The sequence below is a fragment of the Pseudomonas sp. Ps21-P2 genome (assembly GCF_039672565.1).
Lineage (GTDB): Bacteria > Pseudomonadota > Gammaproteobacteria > Pseudomonadales > Pseudomonadaceae > Aquipseudomonas.
In genome coordinates this window covers 595,779-619,514 of the sequence record NZ_JBDFPL010000003.1, presented here as the reverse complement: position 1 = coordinate 619,514, position 23,736 = coordinate 595,779, and the positions used below count along the sequence as shown (strand labels likewise).

General features: G+C 63.0%; 16 protein-coding genes. 9 read left to right on the top strand and 7 right to left on the bottom strand.

Annotated elements, in window-relative coordinates:
- Position 1 precedes the first annotated feature (1 nt).
- The 4 genes from yejB (at position 2) to ABEH28_RS10235 (ending at position 4,835) form a co-directional block, all read left to right on the top strand.
- Positions 2-1,072 (top strand): microcin C ABC transporter permease YejB, encoded by a 1,071-nt coding sequence (yejB, locus tag ABEH28_RS10250; RefSeq protein WP_346629844.1) that lies wholly within the window; start codon positions 2-4, stop codon positions 1,070-1,072.
- Positions 1,072-2,094 (top strand): ABC transporter permease, encoded by a 1,023-nt coding sequence (locus ABEH28_RS10245; RefSeq protein WP_346629843.1) that lies wholly within the window; start codon positions 1,072-1,074, stop codon positions 2,092-2,094. The genes yejB and ABEH28_RS10245 overlap by 1 nt, the downstream gene beginning before the upstream one ends.
- An 8-nt stretch (positions 2,095-2,102) precedes the next feature.
- Positions 2,103-3,695: an ABC transporter ATP-binding protein gene (locus tag ABEH28_RS10240; RefSeq protein WP_346629842.1), complete on the top strand. Its 1,593-nt coding sequence runs from the start codon at positions 2,103-2,105 to the stop codon at positions 3,693-3,695.
- 84 nt (positions 3,696-3,779) lie between these two features.
- The gene (locus ABEH28_RS10235) at positions 3,780-4,835 is read left to right on the top strand and encodes a permease (protein WP_192172035.1); all 1,056 of its coding nucleotides are present in this window, start codon (positions 3,780-3,782) and stop codon (positions 4,833-4,835) included.
- A gap of 863 nt (positions 4,836-5,698) precedes the next feature.
- Here the strand turns inward: ABEH28_RS10235 and mnmH are convergent.
- The 4 genes from mnmH to treS all read right to left on the bottom strand — a co-directional run bounded on the left by mnmH (position 5,699) and on the right by treS (position 11,631).
- Positions 5,699-6,808, bottom strand: a complete 1,110-nt coding sequence (gene mnmH, locus ABEH28_RS10230; RefSeq protein WP_346629841.1) for a tRNA 2-selenouridine(34) synthase MnmH — start codon at positions 6,806-6,808, stop codon at positions 5,699-5,701.
- Positions 6,808-7,842, bottom strand: a complete 1,035-nt coding sequence (gene selD, locus ABEH28_RS10225) for a selenide, water dikinase SelD (protein ID WP_346629840.1) — start codon at positions 7,840-7,842, stop codon at positions 6,808-6,810. Before selD ends, mnmH begins: the two co-directional genes overlap by 1 nt.
- Before the next feature lie 275 nt (positions 7,843-8,117).
- A complete protein-coding gene (locus ABEH28_RS10220; RefSeq protein ID WP_346629839.1) occupies positions 8,118-9,266 on the bottom strand; it encodes an MFS transporter in 1,149 nt (382 codons plus the stop codon).
- 295 nt (positions 9,267-9,561) lie between these two features.
- The gene (treS, locus tag ABEH28_RS10215; RefSeq protein WP_192172038.1) at positions 9,562-11,631 is read right to left on the bottom strand and encodes a maltose alpha-D-glucosyltransferase; all 2,070 of its coding nucleotides are present in this window, start codon (positions 11,629-11,631) and stop codon (positions 9,562-9,564) included.
- A gap of 214 nt (positions 11,632-11,845) precedes the next feature.
- Between treS and ABEH28_RS10210 the strand changes: the two genes are divergently transcribed.
- The 5 genes from ABEH28_RS10210 (at position 11,846) to ABEH28_RS10190 (ending at position 18,106) form a co-directional block, all read left to right on the top strand.
- Positions 11,846-13,291: a PLP-dependent aminotransferase family protein gene (locus tag ABEH28_RS10210; RefSeq protein ID WP_346629838.1), complete on the top strand. Its 1,446-nt coding sequence runs from the start codon at positions 11,846-11,848 to the stop codon at positions 13,289-13,291.
- Between the two features lie 593 nt (positions 13,292-13,884).
- Complete coding sequence (locus ABEH28_RS10205; RefSeq protein ID WP_192172040.1) at positions 13,885-14,991, top strand: Gfo/Idh/MocA family oxidoreductase; 1,107 nt, start codon at positions 13,885-13,887, stop codon at positions 14,989-14,991.
- Between the two features lie 252 nt (positions 14,992-15,243).
- The gene (locus ABEH28_RS10200; protein ID WP_192172041.1) at positions 15,244-16,827 is read left to right on the top strand and encodes an aldehyde dehydrogenase (NADP(+)); all 1,584 of its coding nucleotides are present in this window, start codon (positions 15,244-15,246) and stop codon (positions 16,825-16,827) included.
- Positions 16,828-17,118: 291 nt separating this feature from the next.
- Positions 17,119-17,697, top strand: coding sequence for a DUF1349 domain-containing protein (locus ABEH28_RS10195; RefSeq protein ID WP_346629941.1), 579 nt, complete (start codon positions 17,119-17,121; stop codon positions 17,695-17,697).
- 67 nt (positions 17,698-17,764) lie between these two features.
- Complete coding sequence (locus ABEH28_RS10190) at positions 17,765-18,106, top strand: FKBP-type peptidyl-prolyl cis-trans isomerase (protein ID WP_346629837.1); 342 nt, start codon at positions 17,765-17,767, stop codon at positions 18,104-18,106.
- Positions 18,107-18,406: 300 nt separating this feature from the next.
- Here ABEH28_RS10190 and ABEH28_RS10185 read toward each other — a convergent pair whose 3' ends face one another.
- The 3 genes from ABEH28_RS10185 to ABEH28_RS10175 all read right to left on the bottom strand — a co-directional run bounded on the left by ABEH28_RS10185 (position 18,407) and on the right by ABEH28_RS10175 (position 23,589).
- The gene (locus ABEH28_RS10185) at positions 18,407-20,782 is read right to left on the bottom strand and encodes a response regulator (protein WP_282373123.1); all 2,376 of its coding nucleotides are present in this window, start codon (positions 20,780-20,782) and stop codon (positions 18,407-18,409) included.
- A 67-nt stretch (positions 20,783-20,849) separates the two neighbouring features.
- Positions 20,850-21,311, bottom strand: coding sequence for a response regulator (locus ABEH28_RS10180; RefSeq protein ID WP_192172045.1), 462 nt, complete (start codon positions 21,309-21,311; stop codon positions 20,850-20,852).
- A gap of 19 nt (positions 21,312-21,330) precedes the next feature.
- Positions 21,331-23,589, bottom strand: a complete 2,259-nt coding sequence (locus tag ABEH28_RS10175; protein WP_346626259.1) for an ATP-binding protein — start codon at positions 23,587-23,589, stop codon at positions 21,331-21,333.
- Positions 23,590-23,736 lie beyond the last annotated feature (147 nt).

Here is a 23,736-nt window from a genome sequence, read left to right as displayed (position 1 = left end):
CATGTTCGCCTACACCCTGCGCCGGTTGGCGCTGATCATTCCCACGCTGCTGTGCATTCTGGTGGTCAATTTTCTTATCGTGCAGGCCGCGCCGGGCGGTCCCGTTGAGCAAGCCATCGCCCGGGTTCAGGGCATGGGCCCAACGGGCGGCATTGGTGGCGGCGGTGGCGAAGTCGCGGCGACCGGCGGGATCAGCCGGGGCGCCCAAGGGCTGGACCCCGAGCTGGTCGAAGCGATCAAGCACCAATACGGGTTCGACAAGCCGCTGCACGAGCGCCTGTGGCTGATGCTCACCCATTACGCGCAGCTGGACTTCGGCAGCAGCTTTTTTCGCGGCGCCACGGTGACCGGGCTGATTCTGCAAAAGCTCCCGGTGACCCTGTCCCTCGGGCTCTGGGCGACGCTGATCACCTACCTGATTTCGATCCCGCTGGGCATCCGAAAGGCCGTGCTGCATGGCAGCCGCTTTGATGTCTGGAGCAGCACGGTGATCATCATCGGCTACGCCATCCCGGCGTTTCTGTTCGCCATTCTGCTGATCGTGGTATTCGCCGGCGGCAGCTACTGGAGCTGGTTTCCGGCCCAGGGTCTGTTCTCGGACGACTTCGACAGCCTCTCGCCACTGGGCAAGCTGCGCGACTACCTGTGGCATCTGGTACTGCCGGTCAGCGCGCTGGTCATCGGCGGCTTCGCGACCCTGACCATCCTCACCAAAAACAGCTTCCTCAACGAGATCGGCCGCCAGTACGTGGTCACCGCCCGGGCCAAGGGCCTCAGCGAGCAGCGCGTGCTCTACGGACACGTGTTCCGCAACGCCATGTTGCTGGTGGTGGCGGGCATTCCCCAGGCGCTGATCGAGGTGTTCTTCGCCGGCTCGCTGCTGATCGAAACCATCTTCGGCCTCGATGGCGTCGGCCGCATGAGCTACGAAGCAGCGGTGTCCCGGGATTACCCGGTGGTGTTCGGTACGCTGTTTTTGTTCACCCTGTTCGGCCTGTTGATCAAGCTGGTGGGCGACCTGTGCTACACCCTGGTCGACCCGCGCATCGACTTTTCCGCGAGGAGCGCCTGATGTTCGAGTTTTCCCCGCAAAACCGGCGCCGCATCGCCAACTTCAAGGCCAACCGGCGTGGCTGGTGGTCATTGTGGCTGTTCGTGGCGCTGTTGGTCATCTGCCTCTGCGGCGAACTGATCGCCAACGACAAGCCGCTGATCGTCCGCTATCAGGGCGACCTGTACTTCCCGGCCCTGCATCAATACCTGGAAACCGACTTCGGCGGCGAGTTGCCTTTCGAGCCGGACTATTCCAGCGATTACGTGCGCAAACTGATCGCCGACAAGGGCGGCTGGATGCTCTTCGCGCCGATCCCGTTCAGCTACGACACGGTCAATTACGAACTCCGCGAGCCCTCCCCCAGCCCGCCCAGCGCGCGCAACTGGCTGGGCACTGACGACCAGGCCCGGGACGTCATGGCGCGGGTGCTGTTCGGCACCCGCGTGTCGATCCTCTTTGCGTTGGCACTGACCGCCATCAGCACGGTGATTGGCGTCTTCGCCGGGGCGATTCAGGGCTTTTACGGCGGACTGGCGGATTTGATCGGCCAGCGCTTGCAGGAGGTCTGGTCGGGGCTGCCAGTGCTGTACCTGTTGATCATTCTGTCGGGCTTCGTCGAGCCGGATTTCTGGTGGCTGCTGGGGATCATGTCGCTGTTTTCCTGGCTGGCGCTGGTCGACGTGGTCCGCGCCGAGTTCCTCCGGGGACGCAACCTGGAATACGTCAAAGCCGCCCGCGCCCTGGGCCTCAGCGACGGCGCCTTGATGTGGCGGCACATTCTGCCCAACGCCATGACCAGCACCCTCACCTACCTGCCGTTCATCGTCACCGGCGCCATCGCCACACTGACCGCGCTGGATTTCCTCGGCTTCGGCATGCCCGCCGAAAGCGCCTCCCTCGGCGAGCTGATCGGCCAGGCCAAACGCAACTTGCAGGCGCCGTGGCTCGGCGTCACGGCGTTCTGCGCCCTGGCACTGATCCTCACGCTACTGGTGTTTATCGGCGAAGCCTGCCGTGACGCTTTCGACCCCCGCACATGAGCGCTGCCATGAATGAACCTCTGATCCAGATCCGCAACCTGCGCGTGGCCTTCAACGGTGCCGAAGTGGTGCACGGCATCGACCTCGACATCCAGCCCGGCGAGTGTCTGGCGCTCGTCGGCGAGTCCGGCTCGGGCAAGTCGGTGACCGCGCACTCGATCCTGCGCCTGCTGCCGGCAAAGTCCGTCAGCACACAGGGCAGCATTCGCTACAAGGGCGTCGATCTGTTGCACGCGAGCGACAAAGAACTTCGGGGCCTGCGCGGCAACCGCATCGCCATGATCTTTCAGGAGCCGATGACCTCGCTGAATCCGCTTCATACGGTGGAGAAACAGATCGGCGAAATCCTCGCCATGCACAAGGGCCTCAAGGGCAAGGCCGCCCGCGAGCGCACCCTGGAGCTGCTCGGGCTGGTAGGGATTCAGAACCCGCCGCAGCGGCTCAAGGCCCTGCCCCATCAACTGTCCGGCGGGCAGCGTCAGCGGGTGATGATCGCCATGGCCCTGGCCAACGAACCCGAGCTGCTGATCGCCGACGAACCGACCACCGCGCTGGACGTCACGGTGCAGCTGAAAATTCTCGAACTGCTTAAATCCCTGCAACAGCGGCTGGGCATGTCGCTGCTGTTGATCAGCCACGACCTCAATCTGGTGCGGCGCGTTGCCCAGCGGGTCTGCGTGATGCGCGCCGGCGAGATCGTCGAACAGGCCGACTGCCAGACGCTGTTCGCCGATCCGCAACACCCCTACAGCCGCCTGCTGATCAACGCCGAACCCGACGGCGAACCGGTGCCCGGCGAGCACACCCAGACATTGCTGTCGGTGGACGCGCTGAAGGTCTGGTTTCCCCTGCCCAAGCCGTTGTTGCGGCGCGAGCGGCAGTACATCAAGGCGGTGGACGGGGTGAGTTTCGAGCTGTTGAAAGGCCAGACTCTGGGCATCGTCGGCGAGTCCGGCTCGGGCAAATCGACCTTGGGTCAGGCGATCCTGCGACTGATCGATTCCGAAGGCAGCATCCGCTTCGCCAACAAGGAGCTGAGCCTGCGCAGCCAGCAGTTGATGCGGCCATTGCGCAAGCGCATCCAGGTGGTGTTTCAGGACCCGTTCGGCAGTTTGAGTCCGCGCATGACGGTGCAGCAGATCATCGCCGAAGGGCTGCTGACCCACGGCATCGGCACCCCGGCCGAGCGTGAACAGACGGTCATCCGCGTGCTCGGCGAAGTCGGCCTCGACCCGGACAGCCGCCATCGCTACCCCCACGAATTCTCCGGCGGTCAACGCCAGCGGGTGGCCATTGCCCGGGCGCTGGTGCTGGAACCGGAGCTGATTCTGCTCGACGAACCCACCTCGGCGCTGGATCGCACCGTGCAAAAACAGATCATTGCGCTGCTGCGGGATTTGCAGATCCGTCACGGCCTGAGTTATCTGTTCATCAGCCACGACCTGGCGGTGGTTCACGCGCTGGCCCATGACGTGCTGGTGATCAAGGACGGCAAAGTGGTCGAGCAAGGGGCGGCGCGGGAGATTTTCAGCCATCCGCGCCAGCCCTACACCCAGGAGCTGCTGCGCGCCTCCGGGCTGGATTTCGGCGGACGGGCGTGAGCCGACACACCTTGCGACACCTACTATAATGCCCGGCCACGGCGTATCATCGCGCCCCCTCGATTTCCTGCTCTGGTGCCTGTCATGACTGCCCTTCCGCTCACCTCCGAACGCCGCGGCTGGTCGTTCTGGTGGAAACCCCTGGCGTTCCTGCTGGTGGCTGCCATCGGCTTGTACTACGTCAAGTGGTCGCCGTATTACCTCAAGTCCTTCATCGCGGCCGACACCCATAACATCGGCGGCTCGATCATCAACGACAACCCGGCCACGCCGTGGGCCGCCGCACTGGCGTACGCTCAGGTGTACTTTCTGGCGATCTGGAAAGCCGCGGTGCTGGCAGTGATTCTCGGCTCGCTGGTGCAGGTGCTGATTCCCCGTGACTGGCTGCTGAAAATGTTCGGCCGCGCCGGACTCGGCTCCACCCTTCGCGGCGGCCTGTTCGCCCTGCCCGGCATGATGTGCAGCTGCTGCGCGGCGCCGGTGGCTGCGGGCCTGCGCAAGCAGAACGTGTCGGTGGGCGCAGCGCTGGCCTTCTGGATCGCCAACCCGGTGCTCAACCCGGCCACGCTGGTGTTCATGGGCTTCGTGCTGGGCTGGGGCTTTACGGCGCTGCGACTGGTGGCGGGCCTTGTTTTAGTGATCGGTGTTTCGCTGGTGGCGCAACGCATCTCGCGCCCGGAAGTGGTGCCTGAACAGGCGCTGGAAGCGGTGGCCAATGCCGAGACGCCGGAGGAAGGCAGCCTGCTGGTGCGTTGGGGCAAGACGCTCTGGCAGTTGTTCTGGACCACCATCCCGATCTACGTCATCGCCGTGCTGATCCTCGGCGCCGCGCGGGTCTGGCTGTTCCCTCACGTCGACGGCGCGATGGGCAACAGCCTGTTGTGGCTGGTGCCGTTGGCGATTGTCGGCACGTTGTTTGTGATCCCGACCGCCGCCGAAATCCCGATTGTGCAGACGCTGCTGACGTTGGGCCTGGGCACTGCGCCGGCGGTGGCGTTGCTGATGACCCTGCCGAGCGTGAGCCTGCCGTCGCTGCTGATGCTGCGTAAGTCTTTCGACGCCAAGGTGCTGGTGACCGTTGGGGTGTTGACCATGCTGGTCGGGGTCCTGAGTGGTCTGGTCGGCGCCGCTTTGTTGTAAGGCTGAGATCAAGATCACACGCGTCTGCCTGGGGGCAGACTGTTTCGCCTTCGGCGAGTTACTTGGAAAAAGCCCCCCAAGTAACCAAGGGGGCTTGCTCCTGGTTTGGCCCCTCGTACCTCGGGGTTCCTTCACTCCGGTCCCGCTCCGTGGGCCCGCCGCCATCCGCCATCCATGGCGGGGGGCGGCTCTCGCGGCATCCATGCCCCTCGGCCCACTCCGCGAAACCTGCGTTCAGCCTGCACCAAAGTCGCGTTTTGCGGTGTCTGGACTACCGCGTGGAAGATCAAAAGCAGATCAAGGGCAGATCAGTCGCTAAGGAATTGTGGGAGTGAGCTTGCTCACGAAGGGGTTGGTACATCCACCGAATATCAGGTGTGCGAGATAAAGCATTCGCGAGCAAGCTCGCTCCCACAGGATGGGTGTGAGATCAGCAAAATTGCTGGCGCCTGGGCTGGCCTCTTCCCGGCTAAAGCCGGTCCCACTAACAGCAGCGCATGCATCCAGTGGGATTGGCTCCGACTGTAGGACCGGCTTCAGCCGGGAAGCTTTTGCTTTTGCTTTTGCTCTTGCTCTTGAACACAAATAGTCCAGTCACCGCCAATCGCGACTTGGGTGCAGGCTGAACGCAGGTCTCGCGCAGTGGGTCGAGCCGCATGGATGCGGCGAGAGCGCCGTCAGGACATGGATGTCCGTTCGGCGCGGGCCCACGGAGCGAGACCGGAGTGAGGGAACCCCGAGGAACGAGGGGCCAAACCAGGAGCACAAGCCCTTGGTTACTTGGGGCTTTATCAAGTAACTCGCCGAAGGCGAAACGGAGGCCGCTAGGCCGACGCTCTTGATCTTGATCTTGATCTTGATCTTCAACCGCGGTAGTTCAGTTTCCGCTGTTTCAGATACTCGACAACAGCCCTCTGATCCCCGGCAAACTCGATCCGGGGGTTCTTGCTGTCCCGCTGAAACGCATACATCGGATCGTAATACTCACCCAACATCCCGCTGATCCAGCCCCGGTGCTCGTCCACCGCCCCGCTGCGCGCCTGCTCAGCCAGCGCACTGTCCATGATCGCCGCCAGCCGCTGATAACGCTCACCGCCCAACCGCCGCACGATGCTCGACAGGCTTTGCTTCAGCCGCTCGGCGTACGCCGCAAAACCCGTTTCAATGCCCTGCACGGCGATGAACTCGGCACACAGATCCGTCACATAATCCTTCAGAATCCGCTCGACCCGGCTGTCAAAACTGTCCTCCAGCCACACCAGCGGCGCGTCCTGCATCGTCCGGTACAACTCAAGGGGGACCGCACGACTGCCCACGATCCGCCCTTCATCCTCGACCACGAACTGATTCAGGTGCCGGGCGCGCTTCTTCAGGATGTCCACGGCGAGCAGATTCTCGAAATCGATCTGCCCCGGCTGCGGCGTTGCATGTTTGCCGAAGCTCGAGCCGCGATGGTTGGCATGCCCTTCCAGATCCAGCCCGTTGTCGAGCTGCTGCAGCACCTCGGTCTTGCCGCTGCCGGTCAGGCCGCCGATCAGCACGAAATCGCACTCGACCACGGCCTGCTCGGTCACCTCGATCAAAAAGCTGCGCATCGCCTTGTAGCCACCGATGACCCGGGGGTACTCGATGCCCGCTTCGCTCTTGAGCCATTGCTGGGTGATCTGCGAACGCAGCCCGCCGCGAAAGCAATACAAAAAACCGTCGGGATGGTTGCGGGCAAAACTCGCCCATGCCTCGATCCGTGCCTCTTTCAAGTCGCCTGACACTAATTTGTGGCCCAGTTCGATGGCGGCCTGCTGCCCGTCCTGTTTGTAGCTGGTGCCGACCTTCTGCCGCTCGACGTCGTTCATCAGCGGCAGATTGATCACGCCGGGGAACGCGCCTTTGGTGAATTCAACCGGCGCACGCACGTCCATCATCGGCATGTCGTTGAGGAAAATCTCCCGCAGATCGGCGCTGTTGTCGCGCATCAGAACACCTCGACCGCGAGTGGCTGTCGCTCCACCAGTTCGCCGATCGGCGCAAGGCTCAGGCCCAGTTCGTCGGCCATTGCCAGGAACGCCGCTTCTTCGGCCGGCTCGACGGCAATCAGCAGACCGCCGCTGGTTTGCGGATCGCACAGCAGCAACTTCTGCGCGTCAGTCAACGCGCCGATGCGCTCGCCATAGCTGTCGTAGTTGCGGTGGGTGCCGCCGGGGACGCAGTCCTGCTCGATGTAGAAATCGACGCTGCCCAGACGCGGGACGGCGGCAGCATTCAGTCGTGCAGTGACCTGACTGCCGTCGGCCATCTCGACCAAGTGCCCGAGCAAGCCGAAGCCGGTGACGTCGGTCATGGCCGTAACGCCGGCCAGGCGAGAGAAACGGCTACCTGGCTTGTTCAGCGTGCACATCACGTCACGGGCCAGGCCGATGTCTTCGTCGCGCAGCAGGCCTTTTTTCTCGGCGGTGGTGAGGATGCCAATGCCCAGCGGCTTGGTCAGGAACAGCTTGCAGCCAACAGTCGCGGTGTCGTTGCGCTTCATGAAGCGCTTTTCCACCAGCCCGGTCACGGCCAGACCGAAAATCGGCTCGGGCGCGTCGATGGAGTGGCCGCCCGCCAGCGGGATGCCTGCGGCGTCGCACACCGCCCGTCCGCCACGAATGACTTCGCGGGCGATTTCAGGGGCCAGCACGTTGACCGGCCAGCCCAGAATGGCAATGGCCATCAGTGGATCGCCGCCCATGGCGTAGATGTCGCTGATGGCGTTGGTCGCGGCGATGCGGCCGAAGTCGAACGGGTCGTCGACGATGGGCATGAAGAAATCGGTGGTGGACACGACGCCCTTTTCGTCGTCGATGGCATAGACCGCTGCGTCATCGCGGGAGGCATTGCCGACCCACAGGCGCGGGTCGAGGTTCTGCGCGCCACTGCCGGCGAGGATGGTTTCCAGCACCTTGGGCGAGATCTTGCAGCCACAGCCGGCGCCGTGACTGTATTGGGTAAGACGAATCGGGTCGGTCATGGGAAGCCCCTGAGTTTCAAGGCGCCGAAGTCTAACAGAGGCGCCAGTGGGTTGAAGATTTGCTGGATGGCTGGATGGCTGGATGGCTGGATACGCGATTTGGCAGGACCGGCTTCAGCCGGGAAAACATTTGATGTCACACCGCAAAACTGATGGTGTCCACACCGGCCTCTTCCCGGCTAAAGCCAGTCCTACCGTTAGAACCGCGTGCTGTCAGTAGGACCGGCTTCGGCCGGGAAGGCGTCAAATGCCACACCGCAAATTGATGGCTTTCCTCAGCCCTTCGCCATCCGCCGTGCCGTCAGCACCTGCGCCAGCATCAACGCACCCACGCAGAGCAGCGCTTCCCGCAGGCCGATGAGGTGGGCAGCAAAACCAATCAACGCGGGGCCCAGCAGAATCCCGCAGTAGCCGATCCCGGTAATCACTGCGATCGCCAGGCCCGCGGGCATTCTGGTCTGCGCACCGACCACCGAGCAGTAGACCGGAAACGTATTGGACAACCCCAGCCCGATCAGCGCGAAGCCCAGCAGGAACAACGGCCACGGATCCAGCAGGATGGCCATGGCAAACCCGACCATCACCAGCAGCCCGCCGCCGATCAGCAGGTTCACCGCGCCGAAGCGGTTCCTCAACCAGTCCCCGGAAAAGCGCCCCGCTGCCATGGCCAGGGAGAAGACCGCGTAGGCGCCGCCGGCCACCGACACATCGATCTGGTGCATCCGGTTCAGGAACACGGCGCTCCAGTCCAGCATTGCGCCCTCCACGAGCAGCGCGATGAAACAGAGAATCCCGACGATGACCACCTTGGTGGTCGGCCGAGCGAACGGCGCTGATGGGTCGTCCGCGCCGTGGGGCACCAGGTAGCGCGCGTGCCAGAGCAGCATCCCGCCAATCAACGCCACCACCACGGCTACGGCCAGTAACGGCGACGCGCCCAGCCACAGCAGCAAGGTCATCAACAGCGCACTGCTGATGCCGCCGAGGCTGAACAGCCCGTGGAACCCCGACATCATCGGCCGCCCGTGATCGCGCTCGACCATCAGGCCCTGCACGTTCATCGCCACATCGATGCTGCCCAGCCCCGCGCCGAACACCGCCAGGGCCACTGCCAGCGCCGGCAGGGAAGACAGCGTAGCGAGCAACGGCAGCATGCAGCAGATCAAGGCGCCGCCAATCAGCGAAACAAAGCGGCAGCCCTTGCGCGTGGTGAGCATCCCTGCCAGCGGCATCGCCAGCATCGAACCGAGGCCGAAGCACAACAGCAGCAGGCCAAGCTGGGCTTCTTCAAGCCCGGCGCGGTCGCGGGCGAAAGGCACCAGCGGCGCCCACGCGCCCAAGGACATCCCGGACAGCAGGAACGTCAGGCGATAACTCCACAGGTGAACGAAGACAGGGGCACGAACGGATTGAGCAACTGACACAGAAAACGACCTGAACAGGTCTGCGCGAACGGCAGACGGTGAAAAAAAGTGATCCCTCACTGCACGCATTCCCTCGCAGGACCGGCTTTAGCCGGGAAGAGGCCAGCCCGTACACCCTCACTTCAGCGGTGTGACGACTGACCCTTCCCCGGTTGAAGCCGGTCCCACTCATAACGGCGCGTGCATTCAGTGGGACCGGCTTTAGCCGGGAAGAGGCCAGGCCGTACACCCTCAGTGCAGCGGTGTGGCGACTGACGCTTTCCCGGCTGAAGCCGGTCCCACTAAGCAAGGCCCGTTACATCATCGGTGCCGCCATGCTCACCACGCGCAACGCCAGGCCTTCATAGGCGTCCAGTGTGATGGTGAATTCGCCCTCTTCGGTCAGGTCGCCTTCGACCCGCTCGTTGATGATGTCCACCACCGGCCCTGGGGCGATGCCCGGCAGGTGCAGTGTCTCGACGATGGCCTCCGCGCTGAAGTTCAGCGCAGTGATCTGCGTACCCTTCCCGGCCGGCAGTTCGTGAACCATGATCAGCAGCCCCGGATGCTCGACGTCCGGAATCAGAATCTGCCGGCTGGCAGCGATGTCGTAGGCGCGGCGCACGGCCAGCAGCTTTTTCAACTGCGAGGCGAACGAATCCGGGCGCTTCAACTGTTCAGGGAGGCTGCCGTACAGCGCCCGTGCCCGGGGCATGCCACCTGCCGAGACTTCGCAGTCCGGGTCCATGTCGACCAGGTCATAGCCACCGCGATGGATCCAGCGGGTATCGCCGTCACCCATCAGGTGCTCCACCTGCTCGGCCGGCAGCGGCAAGGCGCCCACAAGGTCCCAGCCCGACAGCGCGAACACGCCCGGTTGCATGGCGTTGAACATCACCAGCAGCAAATGAATGTGCTGGATTTTGTCGATGTCGGCGGCGGTCATGCTGTCCAGCTCGCGAATGCCCAGCGCTGCGGTGATGATGCTCGCCGTCGTGCAGGACACGCCGTTGGTGACGAACTTCAGGTTGTACGGTGCGTGCTCGCCGGCCAGACGCTCGTACATCTCCTCGCGGATGTGCTCGCGCAGGATGTTGCCCGGGAACGTCTGGCCCTGATACAGGTACTGATCGTGAGCATGCAGCGTCCAGAAATGCACCAGCTCCAGGGTCAGTTCATCGTGGTTCTGCAGCGCGTGAATCAGCGACGCAGGGTCGATGCCGAACTCATGCACCTGACGCAGCATCAGCCGCAGAAACTCCGTGCGGCCGGTGAGCAGGGCATGCTGATACGCCGGACGGGTGATGAAGTCGTAGGAAAGATCGGCGCCGCCGTGGGACATCGCCGCGATGTCGTCGATGGTCAGGTTCAGCTCCTGGAAGCTGAAACCGCCGGCCTTGCGAATGGCGCCTGCGAGCAACTGGTTGCCGGTGATCGACAGCGGGTGGCTCTCGGACCACGCCGTGCCGTCGGCCTTGCGTTCGACGCCGAGGAAGCCGTTGGCGTCCAGACGCAACACCCGCGCGCCCATCACGTCGATGGCGTGCAAGGCGTCGCCGATGATCATCTGCTGCGCGGCGAAACTCGGGTCCAGCCAGTTCAGCGACGGCTGGCCTTCCTTGAAGTAATGCAGATAGACCCAGCGGCGGTCCTTGCCGTCGACGCCGGTGACAACGGGCGTGGCGCTCCAGTCGGTCTCCTTGACGCCGGGTTCGAAGAAGATCACCCGCTGCAACTGGCCGACGATGTAATGCTTGTCGCGCAGGGCATCGACGGTAGCAGGCTGCAGGTTGACGGCATCGCGGCCGGCCGGGACTTCCGGCAGCAGCGACCAGTCTTCTTCCTTTATTTCCACCATGTGGTAGAGGCCCGGGTACTCTTCGTAGGCCATCTCGGCCAGGCGGAAGTCCGCGCCCTTGCCGGTGTGGGACGGGATCACGTCATCGACGACGATCGCGTTGTGCGCCGCGGCGATGCGGCTGAGGTTAAGAAACTGGGCGTCGGTGCCCAGGGACGAATCCACCTCGAAGCTGATGCGGTCGAAGTTGCCGTCAATGCTCGGGGTGCGCTCGCGGCCTTTCAAACCGCCGGAGGCTTTCAACGGGCCGTTATGAATGCCCTGAATGCCGATTTCCGACAGCGCGTGCCAGAGCTGCTCATCGCCCAGCGCTTCGAGCACCGAGCTGCCATCGCGAGTGATGATCGACGCCGGGTAGGCGGTGAACCAGACCGAGCCGATGGCCGAAGCGTCCCGTGGGCGGGCCTGGGCGTAAGGCCGCTGCCAGAGACGGCCCTGGCCGCCATACAGCTTTGCGCGTTGCTTTGCGGCGTTGAGCATCGATTGCTCAACCAGCCATTCCACGTACTGCTTGTCCGGGGTGGTCATGTGTTCGGGGTTCCATCTTCAAGTGGATGGGAGCGGCGGCCCAGGGCTCTGCGAGCGCTGTCCGGACCGTCCTGCCTGTGCGTGTCAGGTTTATGCCTAACTCTAAGAGCACCTTGGCGCGTAAACGTTGCATCGGTTGCTGTCACGCGCGCGGCTGCACTGGCTAAAATCCACCGGCGTGCATCCGCACCGTCGGCGCTGTTCAGGGGTTTGCGTGGAATTACACATCGTTATCGAGGGCCGCAAGGACCTCGCCCATCAAGTTTATGAACAGCTGCGCGACAGTATCGTGTCCGGCCGGCTGGCGGCAGGTGTTCAATTACCGCCCAGTCGCCTGCTGGCGGCGCAACTGGGGCTGTCGCGCAAAACCATTTCCGACACCTACAGCCGACTGACCTACGAAAACTACCTCGTCGGCAAGGTCGGCAGCGGCACGTTCGTCAACGCCTTGAGCGCTTACAGCCCGACTCGGCCGGCGCCTTCGCAGCTGGCCAGCGCCCACATCGTGGCGAAATGGGAGCGCATCTCCCTGCCCCTGCGCCACCCGACCCGCGCGGGTACCCTGCGCTACGATTTTCTCGGCGGCGCGACGGCGAAAACCCAATTTCCCCATGACGAATGGCGGCGCTGCGTGCACCACGCGGTGCGGCAGATGTCCACCGAACGCGGCTTCTACAGCCAGCCCGAAGGCCTGCCCGCCCTGCGCGCCGCCATTGCCGGGCACATCGCCTTTGCCCGCGGCGTCCGCTGTGTGGCCGATGACGTGGTGGTATGCAATGGCGCGCAACAGGCCCTGGACCTGATCGCTCGCGTACTGATCGAACCCGGCAGCCGGGTGGCCGTTGAAGATCCCGGCTACACACCCGCGCGCCTGCTGTTTGCCGCCCAAGGGGCGGAGGTGACCGGCGTGTCGGTCGACAGCGAAGGCATCATCGTCGATGAGATTCCCGACAATGTCTGCGCCATCTACGTCACCCCGTCCCACCAGATGCCGCTGGGCATGCCCATGAGCCTCGCGCGCCGCCACGCCCTGCTGGAGAAGGCCCGGCGGATCGGCGCGATCATCATCGAAGACGACTACGACAGCGAGTTCCGCTACGAAGGCCGTCCCACTGACTCGCTGCAAAGCATGGACGAGCACGGCGTCGTCGCCTACGTCGGCACCTTCTCGAAAACCCTGCTGCCCGAACTACGCCTGGGTTACGCCGTGCTGCCGGCGGCGATCCTCGAAGCGGTGATCAAGGCCAAGCAACTGACCGACTGGCACACCTCGACCCTGCCGCAATGGGCGCTGAGCAAATTCATCAGCGAAGGCCTGCTCAACAAACACATCCGCCGCTGCCACAGCACCTACGCCGGGCGCCGCGAACGCATCCTGTCGCGCATCGCCGGTGATCTGGCGCCCTGGCTGGAAACCATTCCGTGCACGGCGGGGTTTCACATGGCGGTAATGCTCAAGCCCTCGCTGCTGCCTGCGATCGACCTGCACATCCTGGTCGACCGCGCCCGGGATACCGCGCTGGGCCTCTACCCCCTCCACGGTTTCTACAGCGAAGCGCCCCCGCGCGACGGCCTGATGCTGGGCTTCGGTGCGATTGACCTGCTCGACATCGACCCGGCGCTGGACCGGTTGCGGGATCTGTTGATGGGGTTTGGTTGATGGGGGAAATCGAAGGCGCTCCCACCGGCCCCTTCCCGGCTAAAGCCGGTCCCACTGACAGCGCGCGTTGCATCAGTGAGACCGGTGACGCGCAGCGTCATGGGATGCATGCCCACGCAGAGCGTGGGAACGATCAAGACTAAAAGCAGACCGCGTACACCCTGTGGGACCGGCGTCAGCCGGGAAGCTTTTGATCTTGATCTTCGTGCGCAAAAAGCCCAGACACCGCCAATCGCGACTTGGGTGCAGGCTGAACGCAGGTCTCGCGGAGTGGGCCGAGCCGCATGGATGCGGCGAGAGCGCCGTCAGGGCATGGATGCCCGTTCGGCGCGGGCCCACGGAGCGAGACCGGAGTGAAGGAACCCGACGAAGTCGGGCCCAACCGAGAGCAAGCACCCTTGGTTACTTGGGGTGCTTTTCCAAGTAACTCGCCGAAGGCGAAACAGTCTGCCCCCAGGCAGACGATCTTGATCCTGGCGCAATAAGCCACGCCACAGGTCCGGCTGACACAATCCAATGGAACTTCTCACCCCGGAACCTGCCGACTACAGAGCTGCCGGACACACCGTCCGCTGAGAAATGGAGGCTTATACATGCCAGACGCAAACGGCAAAATCCGCTACGCAGTGGTCGCTGGAGGCTGGATCTCCCAAGGCGCATTCATGCCGGGACTCGAACAAACCGACAACTCCGTCATGACCGCCCTCGTCACCGGCGACCCCATCAAGGCCGACCAACTCGCGGCACTCTACGACCTCAAAAGCTACCACTACGACGAATTCGACACCCTGCTCAACTCCGGCGAAATCGACGCCATCTACCTGGCAACCCCCAACTTCCGCCATCGCGAATTCGCCGTTCCGGCACTCGAAGCCGGCATCCACGTGCTGCTCGAAAAGCCCATGGCCGCCAACGAAGAAGACTGCCTGGCCATCGCCGAAGCCGCCAAGCGCTCCGGCGCCAAACTGATGGTCGCCTACCGCCTGCACTTCGAGCCCGGCACTGTCGAAATGGTCCACCGCGTGCGCGCCGGCGACCTCGGCGATCTGCGCCTGTTCACCGCGACCTTCGCTCAGACCACCGACCCGGCCAACCACCGCATGCAGAGCGGCTTCGACGCAGGTCCCGTTGCCGACATGGGCCCGTACCCGATCAACGCCGTGCGCAACCTGTTTGCCGCCGAACCGATTGAAGTTCACGCCGTCGGCATCAAGACGCCGGGCCGCGAAATCAACACCTTCGACACGGTCAACGTCACACTGCGCTTTGCCGAAGAACGCTTGGCCACTTTCACCGTGAGCTACAGCCTGCCGTCCACCGAGCGTTTCCAGCTGATCGGCACCAAGGGTGAGTTTGAAGCCTCGCCCTGCTTCGGTTTCGGCGAAGGCGTGGCGATCGGTTACCGGGCGATCATCGACGGCCAGACCACCGAGCACACCCACCCTGTGGTCGACCAGTTCGGCGGTGAGACCCAGTACTTCTCCGACTGCATCCTGCAGGACCGCGAGCCGGAGCCGGACGGCGACGAAGGCTGGCGCGACGTGCGGGTGGTCGAGGCCATCGAACGCGCGTTGACCACCGGCCAGCCGCAGAAGCTCGAGCCCCTGCCGGAACGCCCGGGCATCAGCATCGAGCAAGCTCGTCGCCTGCCGCTGGCCAAGGTGCCCGAGTACATCAACACGGATGAGCCGAACGCCTGATCGACTTATGGGTCGGGTATGACTACCTGACGCATGTTGATCACCGCTCAATGCCCGGCTATTTTGATGGCCGGGCATTGCTCAGCCCCCCTCACGGCTGCGCGCCTTGCGGCTGAAAAAATGCAGTTGTATGATGACTGTCGACTTTGCGATGAGCCGCTGAGCTTGTCGCCGCTACGCTTCATACGATTTCGAATTCCCCATCAGGCTAAATGCCTGATCGATTCGCCCCAAAAATAACAGGAGAAGCAGATGCCTACCGTTCTCGGTCAGAACTTCATCGGCGGCGCCCGCAGTGGCCTCGGCGAAGCACGCCATAAAAGCCTCGACGCCACCACTGGCGAAGCACTGCCCTACACCTTCCATCAGGCCACCGACGCGGAAATCGACGCCGCTGCCTCGGCCGCCAAAGACGCCTTTCTTGAATTCCGCCAGTTGAGCCCGGCCCGTCGCGCCGAGTTCCTTGATGCCATCGCTGACGAACTCGACGCCCTGGGCGATGACTTCGTGGCCCTCGTCTGCCAGGAAACCGCGCTGCCGGCCGGTCGTATCCAGGGCGAGCGTGGCCGTACTTCCGGCCAGATGCGCCTGTTCGCCAAAGTCCTGCGCCGCGGCGACTTCCTTGGCGCGCGTATCGATCAAGCCCTGCCGGATCGCAAGCCGCTGCCACGTGTCGACCTGCGCCAGCAGCGCATCGGCGTCGGCCCGGTGGCCGTGTTCGGCGCCAGCAACTTCCCGCTGGCCTTCTCCACCGCCGGCGGCGACACCGCTTCGGCACTGGCTGCCGGTTGCCCGGTTGTGGTGAAAGCCCACAGCGGCCACATGGCGACGGCTGATCTGGTGGGCAACGCTATCATTCGCGCTGCCGAAAAAACCGGTATGCCAAAAGGCGTGTTCAACATGATCTTCGGCAGCGGCGTCGGCGAAGGCCTGGTCAAGCACCCGGCCATTCAAGCGGTCGGCTTCACTGGTTCGCTGCACGGCGGCAATGCCCTGTGCAAACTGGCGTCCGAGCGTCCGCAGCCGATTCCGGTCTTCGCCGAAATGTCGAGCATCAACCCGGTGGTCCTGCTGCCAGGCGCGCTGACGGCGCGCGGCACTGCCATCGCTGGCGAACTCGCCGCTTCCGTGGTCATGGGCGCAGGTCAGTTCTGCACCAACCCGGGCGTGGTCATCGGCATTCGCTCCCCTGCCCTGACCGCGTTCACCGAGCAGCTGACCGAGCACATGGGCGGTCAGCCACCTCAGACCATGCTCAACGAAGGCGGCCTGCGCAGCTACAGCAAAGGCGTCGAGAAGTTGCTGGCGCACAAGAGCGTCACGCACCTGGCCGGCAAGCCGCAGGAAGGCAAGCAGGCCCAGGCTCAGCTGTTCAAGGCCGACGTCAGCATGTTGCTCAACGGCGACGAATTGCTGCAGGAAGAAGTATTCGGCCCGACCACGCTGCTGATCGAAGTGGCGGACGACGCTGAACTGAAAGCCGCACTGCTGGCCCTGCGCGGCCAGTTGACCGCCACGCTGATCGGCGAAACCGCCGACCTGCAGAAGTACCAGTGGCTGGTGCCGGTGCTGGAAGAGAAAGTCGGCCGTATCCTGGTCAACGGCTACCCAACCGGTGTTGAAGTGTCCGATGCCATGGTTCACGGCGGTCCTTACCCGGCGACCTCCGATGCGCGCGGTACGTCGGTAGGCACCCTGGCGATCGATCGTTTCCTGCGCCCGGTCTGCTACCAGAACTACCCGGACAGCCTGCTGCCGGCGGCGCTGCAAAACGCCAACCCGTTGGGCCTCAAGCGCCTGGTGAATGGCGAGTGGAGCACTGACGTCATCGCATGATGAAGGGGCCTGATTCGTCAGGTCCGATTCGTCAGACCTGAATCCTCAGACCCACAAAAACGGCGCGACCCTGTAAAGGGCCGCGCCGTTTTTTTTCCTGATAACACGTCTGGAGCGTTGCCGGCGAGCCCTCAGCTGTCGCTGTTCCTAGTCTCACTTGCGCCGATAACCGAGGGGCGGCGATCATGCGTTCGATTCAGTCCTTCACTTCTGGATACAGCTATTAACGACGGAGGTAGCCTGGTGGATAAAAAACAGGTTGAAGTGGGCAGTCAGAACGCTGAAGCGTCAATTTGGCAGACTGCCGAATGGCTGAACAAGCCGAGCCATTGCCAAAGCATCGCTGAACACACGTTAGAAATTGTGACTGACCTTCAAACCGATTTCTGGCGTGAAACCCATTACGGGTTCATTCGAGACAGCGGACATTTCCTGGGGTTTGAGACCACTGGTGGCTTTACCGCTCAAATCAGAGTGAATGCCGATTTTCGCGAGCTCTATGACCAGGCGGGGATGATGGTCAGGCTCAATGAGGAGACCTGGTTGAAGGCAGGAATCGAATATAACGATGGAATGCCAATGATCAGTAGCGTGCTGACACGCGGCACGTCGGATTGGGCACCCTGCAGCTTTTCTGGCGACCCAACCGATTTCTGGCTTCGTGTGACCGTTTCCGATGGAGTACTGCGCCTGCAATACTCCACCGACGGAATGACCTGGCCGCTACTTCGACTTGCTCCCTTTCCAGACGCGGACCGCTACACGGTGGGTCCTATGTGCTGCACACCGGAGCGGCAAGGGTTAAAGGTGAGGTTTTCCGAATGGTCATTGACCCCGCCCCTCGGTCGAGACCTGCACGATTTGACCTAGCCAATCTCCCGGCTGCTTACGCTTGGCCAGCCTGCATCCCGCCTCCTCTCGCTGTGGAAACCTGAACATGAATGAAGAACTGAGCATCGTCGATCTGCAGGAAGGCACCGGCAAGGCCGTCGTCAAAGGCGCGCTGATCACCACCCAATACACCGGCACCCTGGAAGACGGCACCGTGTTTGATTCCTCGTGGGAGCGCGGCAAGCCGTTTCAGTGCGTCATCGGCACCGGTCGAGTGATCAAGGGATGGGACATCGGCCTGATGGGCATGAAGGTCGGTGGCAAACGCACGTTGCGGGTGCCTGCGGCGCTGGCATACGGCGAGCGTTCGATGGGCGCGCACATCAAACCCCATTCGAATCTGGTGTTTGAGATTGAATTGCTGGAAGTGCTGACGCGGGATGAGTGAGGGGTGTTTCAGCCGATGGATGTTCAGCGGCCTGTCATAGCCCATTCGCGAGCAAGCTCGCTCCCACAGGGAATGGCGGCGTACCCAAAATCCCGGCAGAACCAAGAGCCGTGCGGGTGTGCGCAATCGGGAGCAGGACCGGTTTTAGCCGTGAAGAGGCCAGCGCGTACGCCATCAACCTCGCGGTGTGGCAACCGACGCCTTCCCGGCTAAAGCCGGTCCTACAATGGGAGCCCGTCGCAGGCCCTGCAGATGAGTGCAATCCCGGTGGGAGAGGCTTCAGCCCGCGGAATTCCGGACCTACGCCTGCATCAACACCCGGGCCAGTTTCTTCGCCAGTTCCTCTTCCTTGTACGGCTTCTGCACGATCAGCTTCGGGTCAACGTCGAGGATGTCGATGTCGGCGAAGCCGGTGATGAACATGATCGGCAGCTGCGGGTGGTCGCGGCGGACGATTTCCGCCAGCTCGCCACCGGTCATGTTAGGCATGGCGAAGTCGGTCAGCAGCAGTTCGATGCCGGGGTCGAGCTTCTTCAGCGCTTCGTCGCCGCTGTCCGCTTCGACCACCGAATACCCCAGCGAGACCAGCATCATCGCCGTCACCGAGCGTACGTCCGGGTCGTCGTCTACCAGCAGAATCGTGCGGTGCTTGGTGTCCGCATCGGCGCGGCCGGGCATGTCGGAGGCGCTGACCACCGGGACCGCCGTGCGCGCCACGCTGGGCAGGTACACCCGCAGCGTGGTGCCGGCGTTTTCGGCGGTGTCGATGCTCACGCCGCCACCGGACTGCTTGGCGAAGCCGAACACCTGCGCCAGACCCAACCCCGAGCCCTTGCCCACCGCCTTGGTGGTAAAGAACGGTTCGAAGGCCTTGGCCAGGACTTCCGCGCTCATGCCGCAGCCGGAGTCACTCACCGACAACACCACATACGCGCCGGGCTCCGGATCTTCCTGCCGTAACGGCAGGCGATAAACCATCTCGTTCCAGGTGCTCAAGCGCAGTTCCCCGCCCTGGGGCATAGCGTCCCGGGCGTTGATCGCCAGGTTGAGGATGATCATCTCGGTCTGCGTCGGGTCCACCAACGCGCTCCACAGGTCCTCGGCGAGTTCGGTTTCCACCCAGACGCTGCCGCCCAATGCTCGACCCAGCAGTTCGCGCATGCCGTCAATCGTGTCGTTGAGGTTCAGCGCAACGGGCTCCAGGCGCTGGCGACGGGAGAACGACAGCAGCTGACTGGTGAGCTTGGCGCCCCGCTCGCCCGCTTCGCGGATGTTCTGCAGGCGCTGCGGCGACTTGGTGAACACGCCTTTTTCCAGATCCCGGCTGAGGAAGTTCGCGCTGGTCAGGATCACCGTCAGCAGGTTGTTGAAGTCGTGGGCGACGCCGGCGGTCAACTGGCCGACTACCTCGAGCCGCTGCATCTGTTGCAAGGCGGCCTCGACGCGTTCGCGCTCCTTGATCTGATCGCGCAGACGCTTGTTGGTCGCCGCCAGTTCGTCCACCACCGCTCGCTCGCCGGTGATGTCGCGGACCGCGGCGTACATCAGCCCGTCGTCCGGCACGATGGTCCACGACAGCCAGCGAAAGCCACCATCGGCATGGCGCATGCGGTTGACGAAGCGCGTGGTCACGTGGCCGTCGGCAATGCTGGCGGTCTCGCGCAACGTGGCGGCAAGATCATCCGGATGGATGAATTCGCTCAACCGCTGCTGGCCGACCTCATCCCGACCCCATCCCAGCGTCGCCTCCCACGCCGGGTTGAGGGCAATTGGCGTCATGTCGAAATGCAATACACCCAGCAGCTCCCGGGACAGCTCCCAGGTGCGGTCACGCTCGCGGGTTCGCTGAACCACGCGTTCGCCGAGAATTTCATTGAGCTGAAGCAGCGCCTGGGTGGCATTTTTGCGTTCGGTGATGTCCTGCATGACGCCGGTAAAGCGCACGCACTGGCCGTCTTCGAACAGAGAGCGGCCATTGGCGAAGACCCAGCGCTCCTCGCCCTCATCGGTAATCAGGCGGTGCTCGATCTGGAACGAGGTGTCCACCGTCAGCGCGGCCATGACCTTGCTGTGCAACTGGTCGCGGTCGTCCGGATGGCAGAGCAGGAACATGAGGGCGAGGGTAACGTGGGCGTCGGCTTCAACGCCGTAAAGCGTTTTACAGCGCTCGTCCCACAGCAGCGTGTCGGTGCGCGGATCGTAGGTCCAGACGCCCATGTCGGCCGCTTCGATCGCCAGATGCGCACGCACTTCCGCGACTTGCAGCGTCTTCTCGGCGTACAGGCGCTTTTCCCGCTCCTGCACTTCGGACACCGCGCGCACCACCGCCTTGGGCAGCATTTTCATGTTCTGCTTGAGGACGTAATCAATGGCGCCCATGCGCATCATCTCGACGGCATGCTGCTCGCCGAAGATCCCCGAGAGAAAGATGAACGGCGTCTTCGGGGCCAGCCGCAACGCGCTATTGAGCACGTCGGCTCCTGACGAGCCCGGCAACAGATAATCGCTGAGAATGAGGTCGAAACGTGCGGCGGTCAGCTCACGTTCGACGTCCTGGTGGTTGTAGACCAGCGTAGCGTCGACCTTCAGCCCACTGTTTTCGAGGGTGAGGAGAATCAGCTCCGCATCGAGCGAACTGTCTTCGACCAAAAGCAATTTAAGCTGCGATAACGACATGGATAAAAGTCATTGTTCCAGTAGGGGCTTGCGCGAATGCGTTGACGCAGGCCAGCAAGCGCCGGATTCAGGAGCCCGGGCGACGGGCGAGTCGCAGGGAACCCGGCGGTGGCTCGTTCAGGACTGCCCAGAACACGCCAAGATCCGAGATCGCCGAGACGAATTCCTTGAATTCGACCGGCTTGACCACGTAAGCGTTCACACCCAGCGAGTAGGCGCGGTCCAAATCGGGTTCTTCGCGGGAAGACGTGAGCATCACGACGGGAATGCTGCGCAGTTCCTCGGTTTCGCGGATGACCTTGAGCACTTCAAGGCCGTCGACTTTTGGCAGTTTCAGGTCCAGCAGCATCACCGCCGGATTGCCCACCACGCGATCGTGATGGTGGTTGCGGCGCAGCAGGTAATCAAGGGCTTCTGCACCGTCACGCAACACAATAACTTCGTTGGCCAACTGGCTACGTTCCAGAGCGACAAGGGTCAGCTCGAGATCGTTCGGATTGTCTTCCACCAGAAGAATGGGTTTAAGCACTGGGCGTCTCCTTCGACACTCAAAGAGTTACGGTCAAACCGCGCTTGGGCAGCGCAAAATAAAAAGTGGCGCCATGGCCCAACTGGCTGTGCGCCCACACAGTGCCGTCATGGCGTTCGATGATCCGTCGGACACTTGCCAGGCCAATGCCGGTGCCTTCGAATTCCTCCATGCGGTGCAGGCGCTGGAACACACCGAACAGCTTGCTGGCGTAGGCCATGTCGAAGCCGACGCCGTTATCGCGGATGAACACCACGACCTTGCCGTCTTCCTCGTAACTCCCCACCTCGATCACTGCCGGGTCCTGGTTGCGGGTGTACTTGATCGCGTTGGACAACAGGTTGCGCATCGCCAAATGCAGGAACGCCGCATCGGCAATGACCACGGGCAGTGGACCGGTGACCTTCCACTCCAGCGCGCGGCCTTCGTAATCAGGCAGCATTTCCCGGCGAATCGACTCGACCATCGCATTCAGGTCCACGTCGGAGAAACGCATCGCGGAGCGACCCATCTGCGAGAAGCTCAGCAGGTTGTCGACCAGCGTACCGGCGAATCGTGCCGAATCACTGATGTTTTCCAGGAAGCGTACGCCTCGGTCAGACAGCTTGCTGCCTTCGATGTCATTCAACAGCTCGGCGTACCCGGCAATGTGGCGCAACGGCGCGCGCAAGTCGTGGGAGACGCTGTAGGAAAACGCTTCTAGCTCTTTGTTGGATTTCTTCAATTCATCGGCCAGTGCGGCCATTTCTTCAGCCTTGCGCAGGACGATGCCGAGCACGGCCGCTCGCAGCTCGATCACCGCTTCGCAATCCATGTCGTCCCACGGTCGGGAGAACCCGCGCACGGTCTGCTGCCACAGGGCGAAGCTGTGACGCGGGTTCAGCGAGCCACTCGGGCTGACACTTTTTTCCGGTTTGCCTGCCCAGTTGACCACGCGAGCCTGCTCGGGCCGGAACCAGATGATGAAGTTGGAATGCAACTCGGAGATCGCCGTCGCCAGCACGCCGCTGACCGAGGTGGCCAGCACGGGCAGCTCGGGAATGTCGCGGCTGATGTTGTCGGAGCGGAAGACCTCGTGGGGATCACGGCCGCTCAGCCACTCGGCAAGCTTGACGATCTGCTCGCGCTCGGGGGTTTCGCCGTAGACATCGACGCTGGCGCCGGAAATCACCGCCGCGCCGCTGGCACCGACAAAACCCAGCAACACCTCGGGCATTGCGCGCAGGCCGCCGGTCACGCTGTCGAGGTCTGCCATGGCCGCGAGCATCTGCACGATTTGTCGGCGCAGGCTGAGCATGCGCTGGTTGGCGGCATGGGCTTCCTTGCTCTCGATCTGCAGGGACAAGACGCTGCCCAGCAGTTCACAGGCGGTCCGGGTCTGGAAGCTGACCCGGCGCGGCGTCGCGTGGTGGCAGGAAATCAGGCCCCACAACCGCCCGCGCACCACGATGGAGATCGACATCGAGGCCATCGTCTGCATGTTGCGCATGTACTGCAGATGCACCGGCGACACGCTGCGCAACGTGGCGAACGTCAAGTCCAGCGGTGCGCCGGTCAGGGGATTGTTGGCGGGTAACAGCGGCGATGGCTGGTAGTTGGCGTTTTCAATGACGCGAATACGGTTGGCCAGATACAGCGCCCGGGCCTGCGCAGGCACGTCAGACGCCGGGAAGCTAAGGCCGAGCAGGCTTTCATAGTCGTCATCTGCCGCTTCGGCATTGACCAGGCCGTTTCCATCGACATCGAAGTGGTAGGCCTTGACCCGACCGAAGCCGGTGATGCGCTTGACCTCGGAGACCGATCGCTGACACAGCGCTTCGATGCTTTCGTCTACGGTCATCTGGCTGATGAACCCGCGCATCAGCGGGTAAACATTGCCGTAGGCGCCGGTCATGTCACCGGCCGGCTCGAACTCGGCGATCAGGACCTGATCGTGACGATGAACCATCATGGTCATTGGGCGAGCCGTGCTGGAACCTGAGAGGAACCGCACATCACCGATGTGGAACGGGTTCTGTTCTTCTTCAGGCAGCGCTTGCAGCCGTTGGAGCAGCCGCTCGGGCTCGGCGAACACGCGGGTGAGGGTGGCGCCGATCAACGACTGAGGCTCCAGCCCGAGCCAGTCGCTGACATTGGCACTGACTTGAATGATGGTCGAAGCCGCTTCGTCGATGACCAGCAGAAAGCCGTGGGGCTGAATGCTGCCGGGGATCTGGATCGGTTCACGCGCGCAATGCTCAATCGCGCCCTGAAGGCCGTCGTCGTCGCTAAGGGTCAAGGTCTCGCTCCTTCACCGTCAACGTTTGGGCAAACGGCGTCGGTAATATGTGCCGGAAAGGCGGCACGGATGGGGATGCCACACACGGTAACAAAAACCGACCGGCTCAAATACTCCGAACTGACTGATTCACGAGAAAAAAACCAT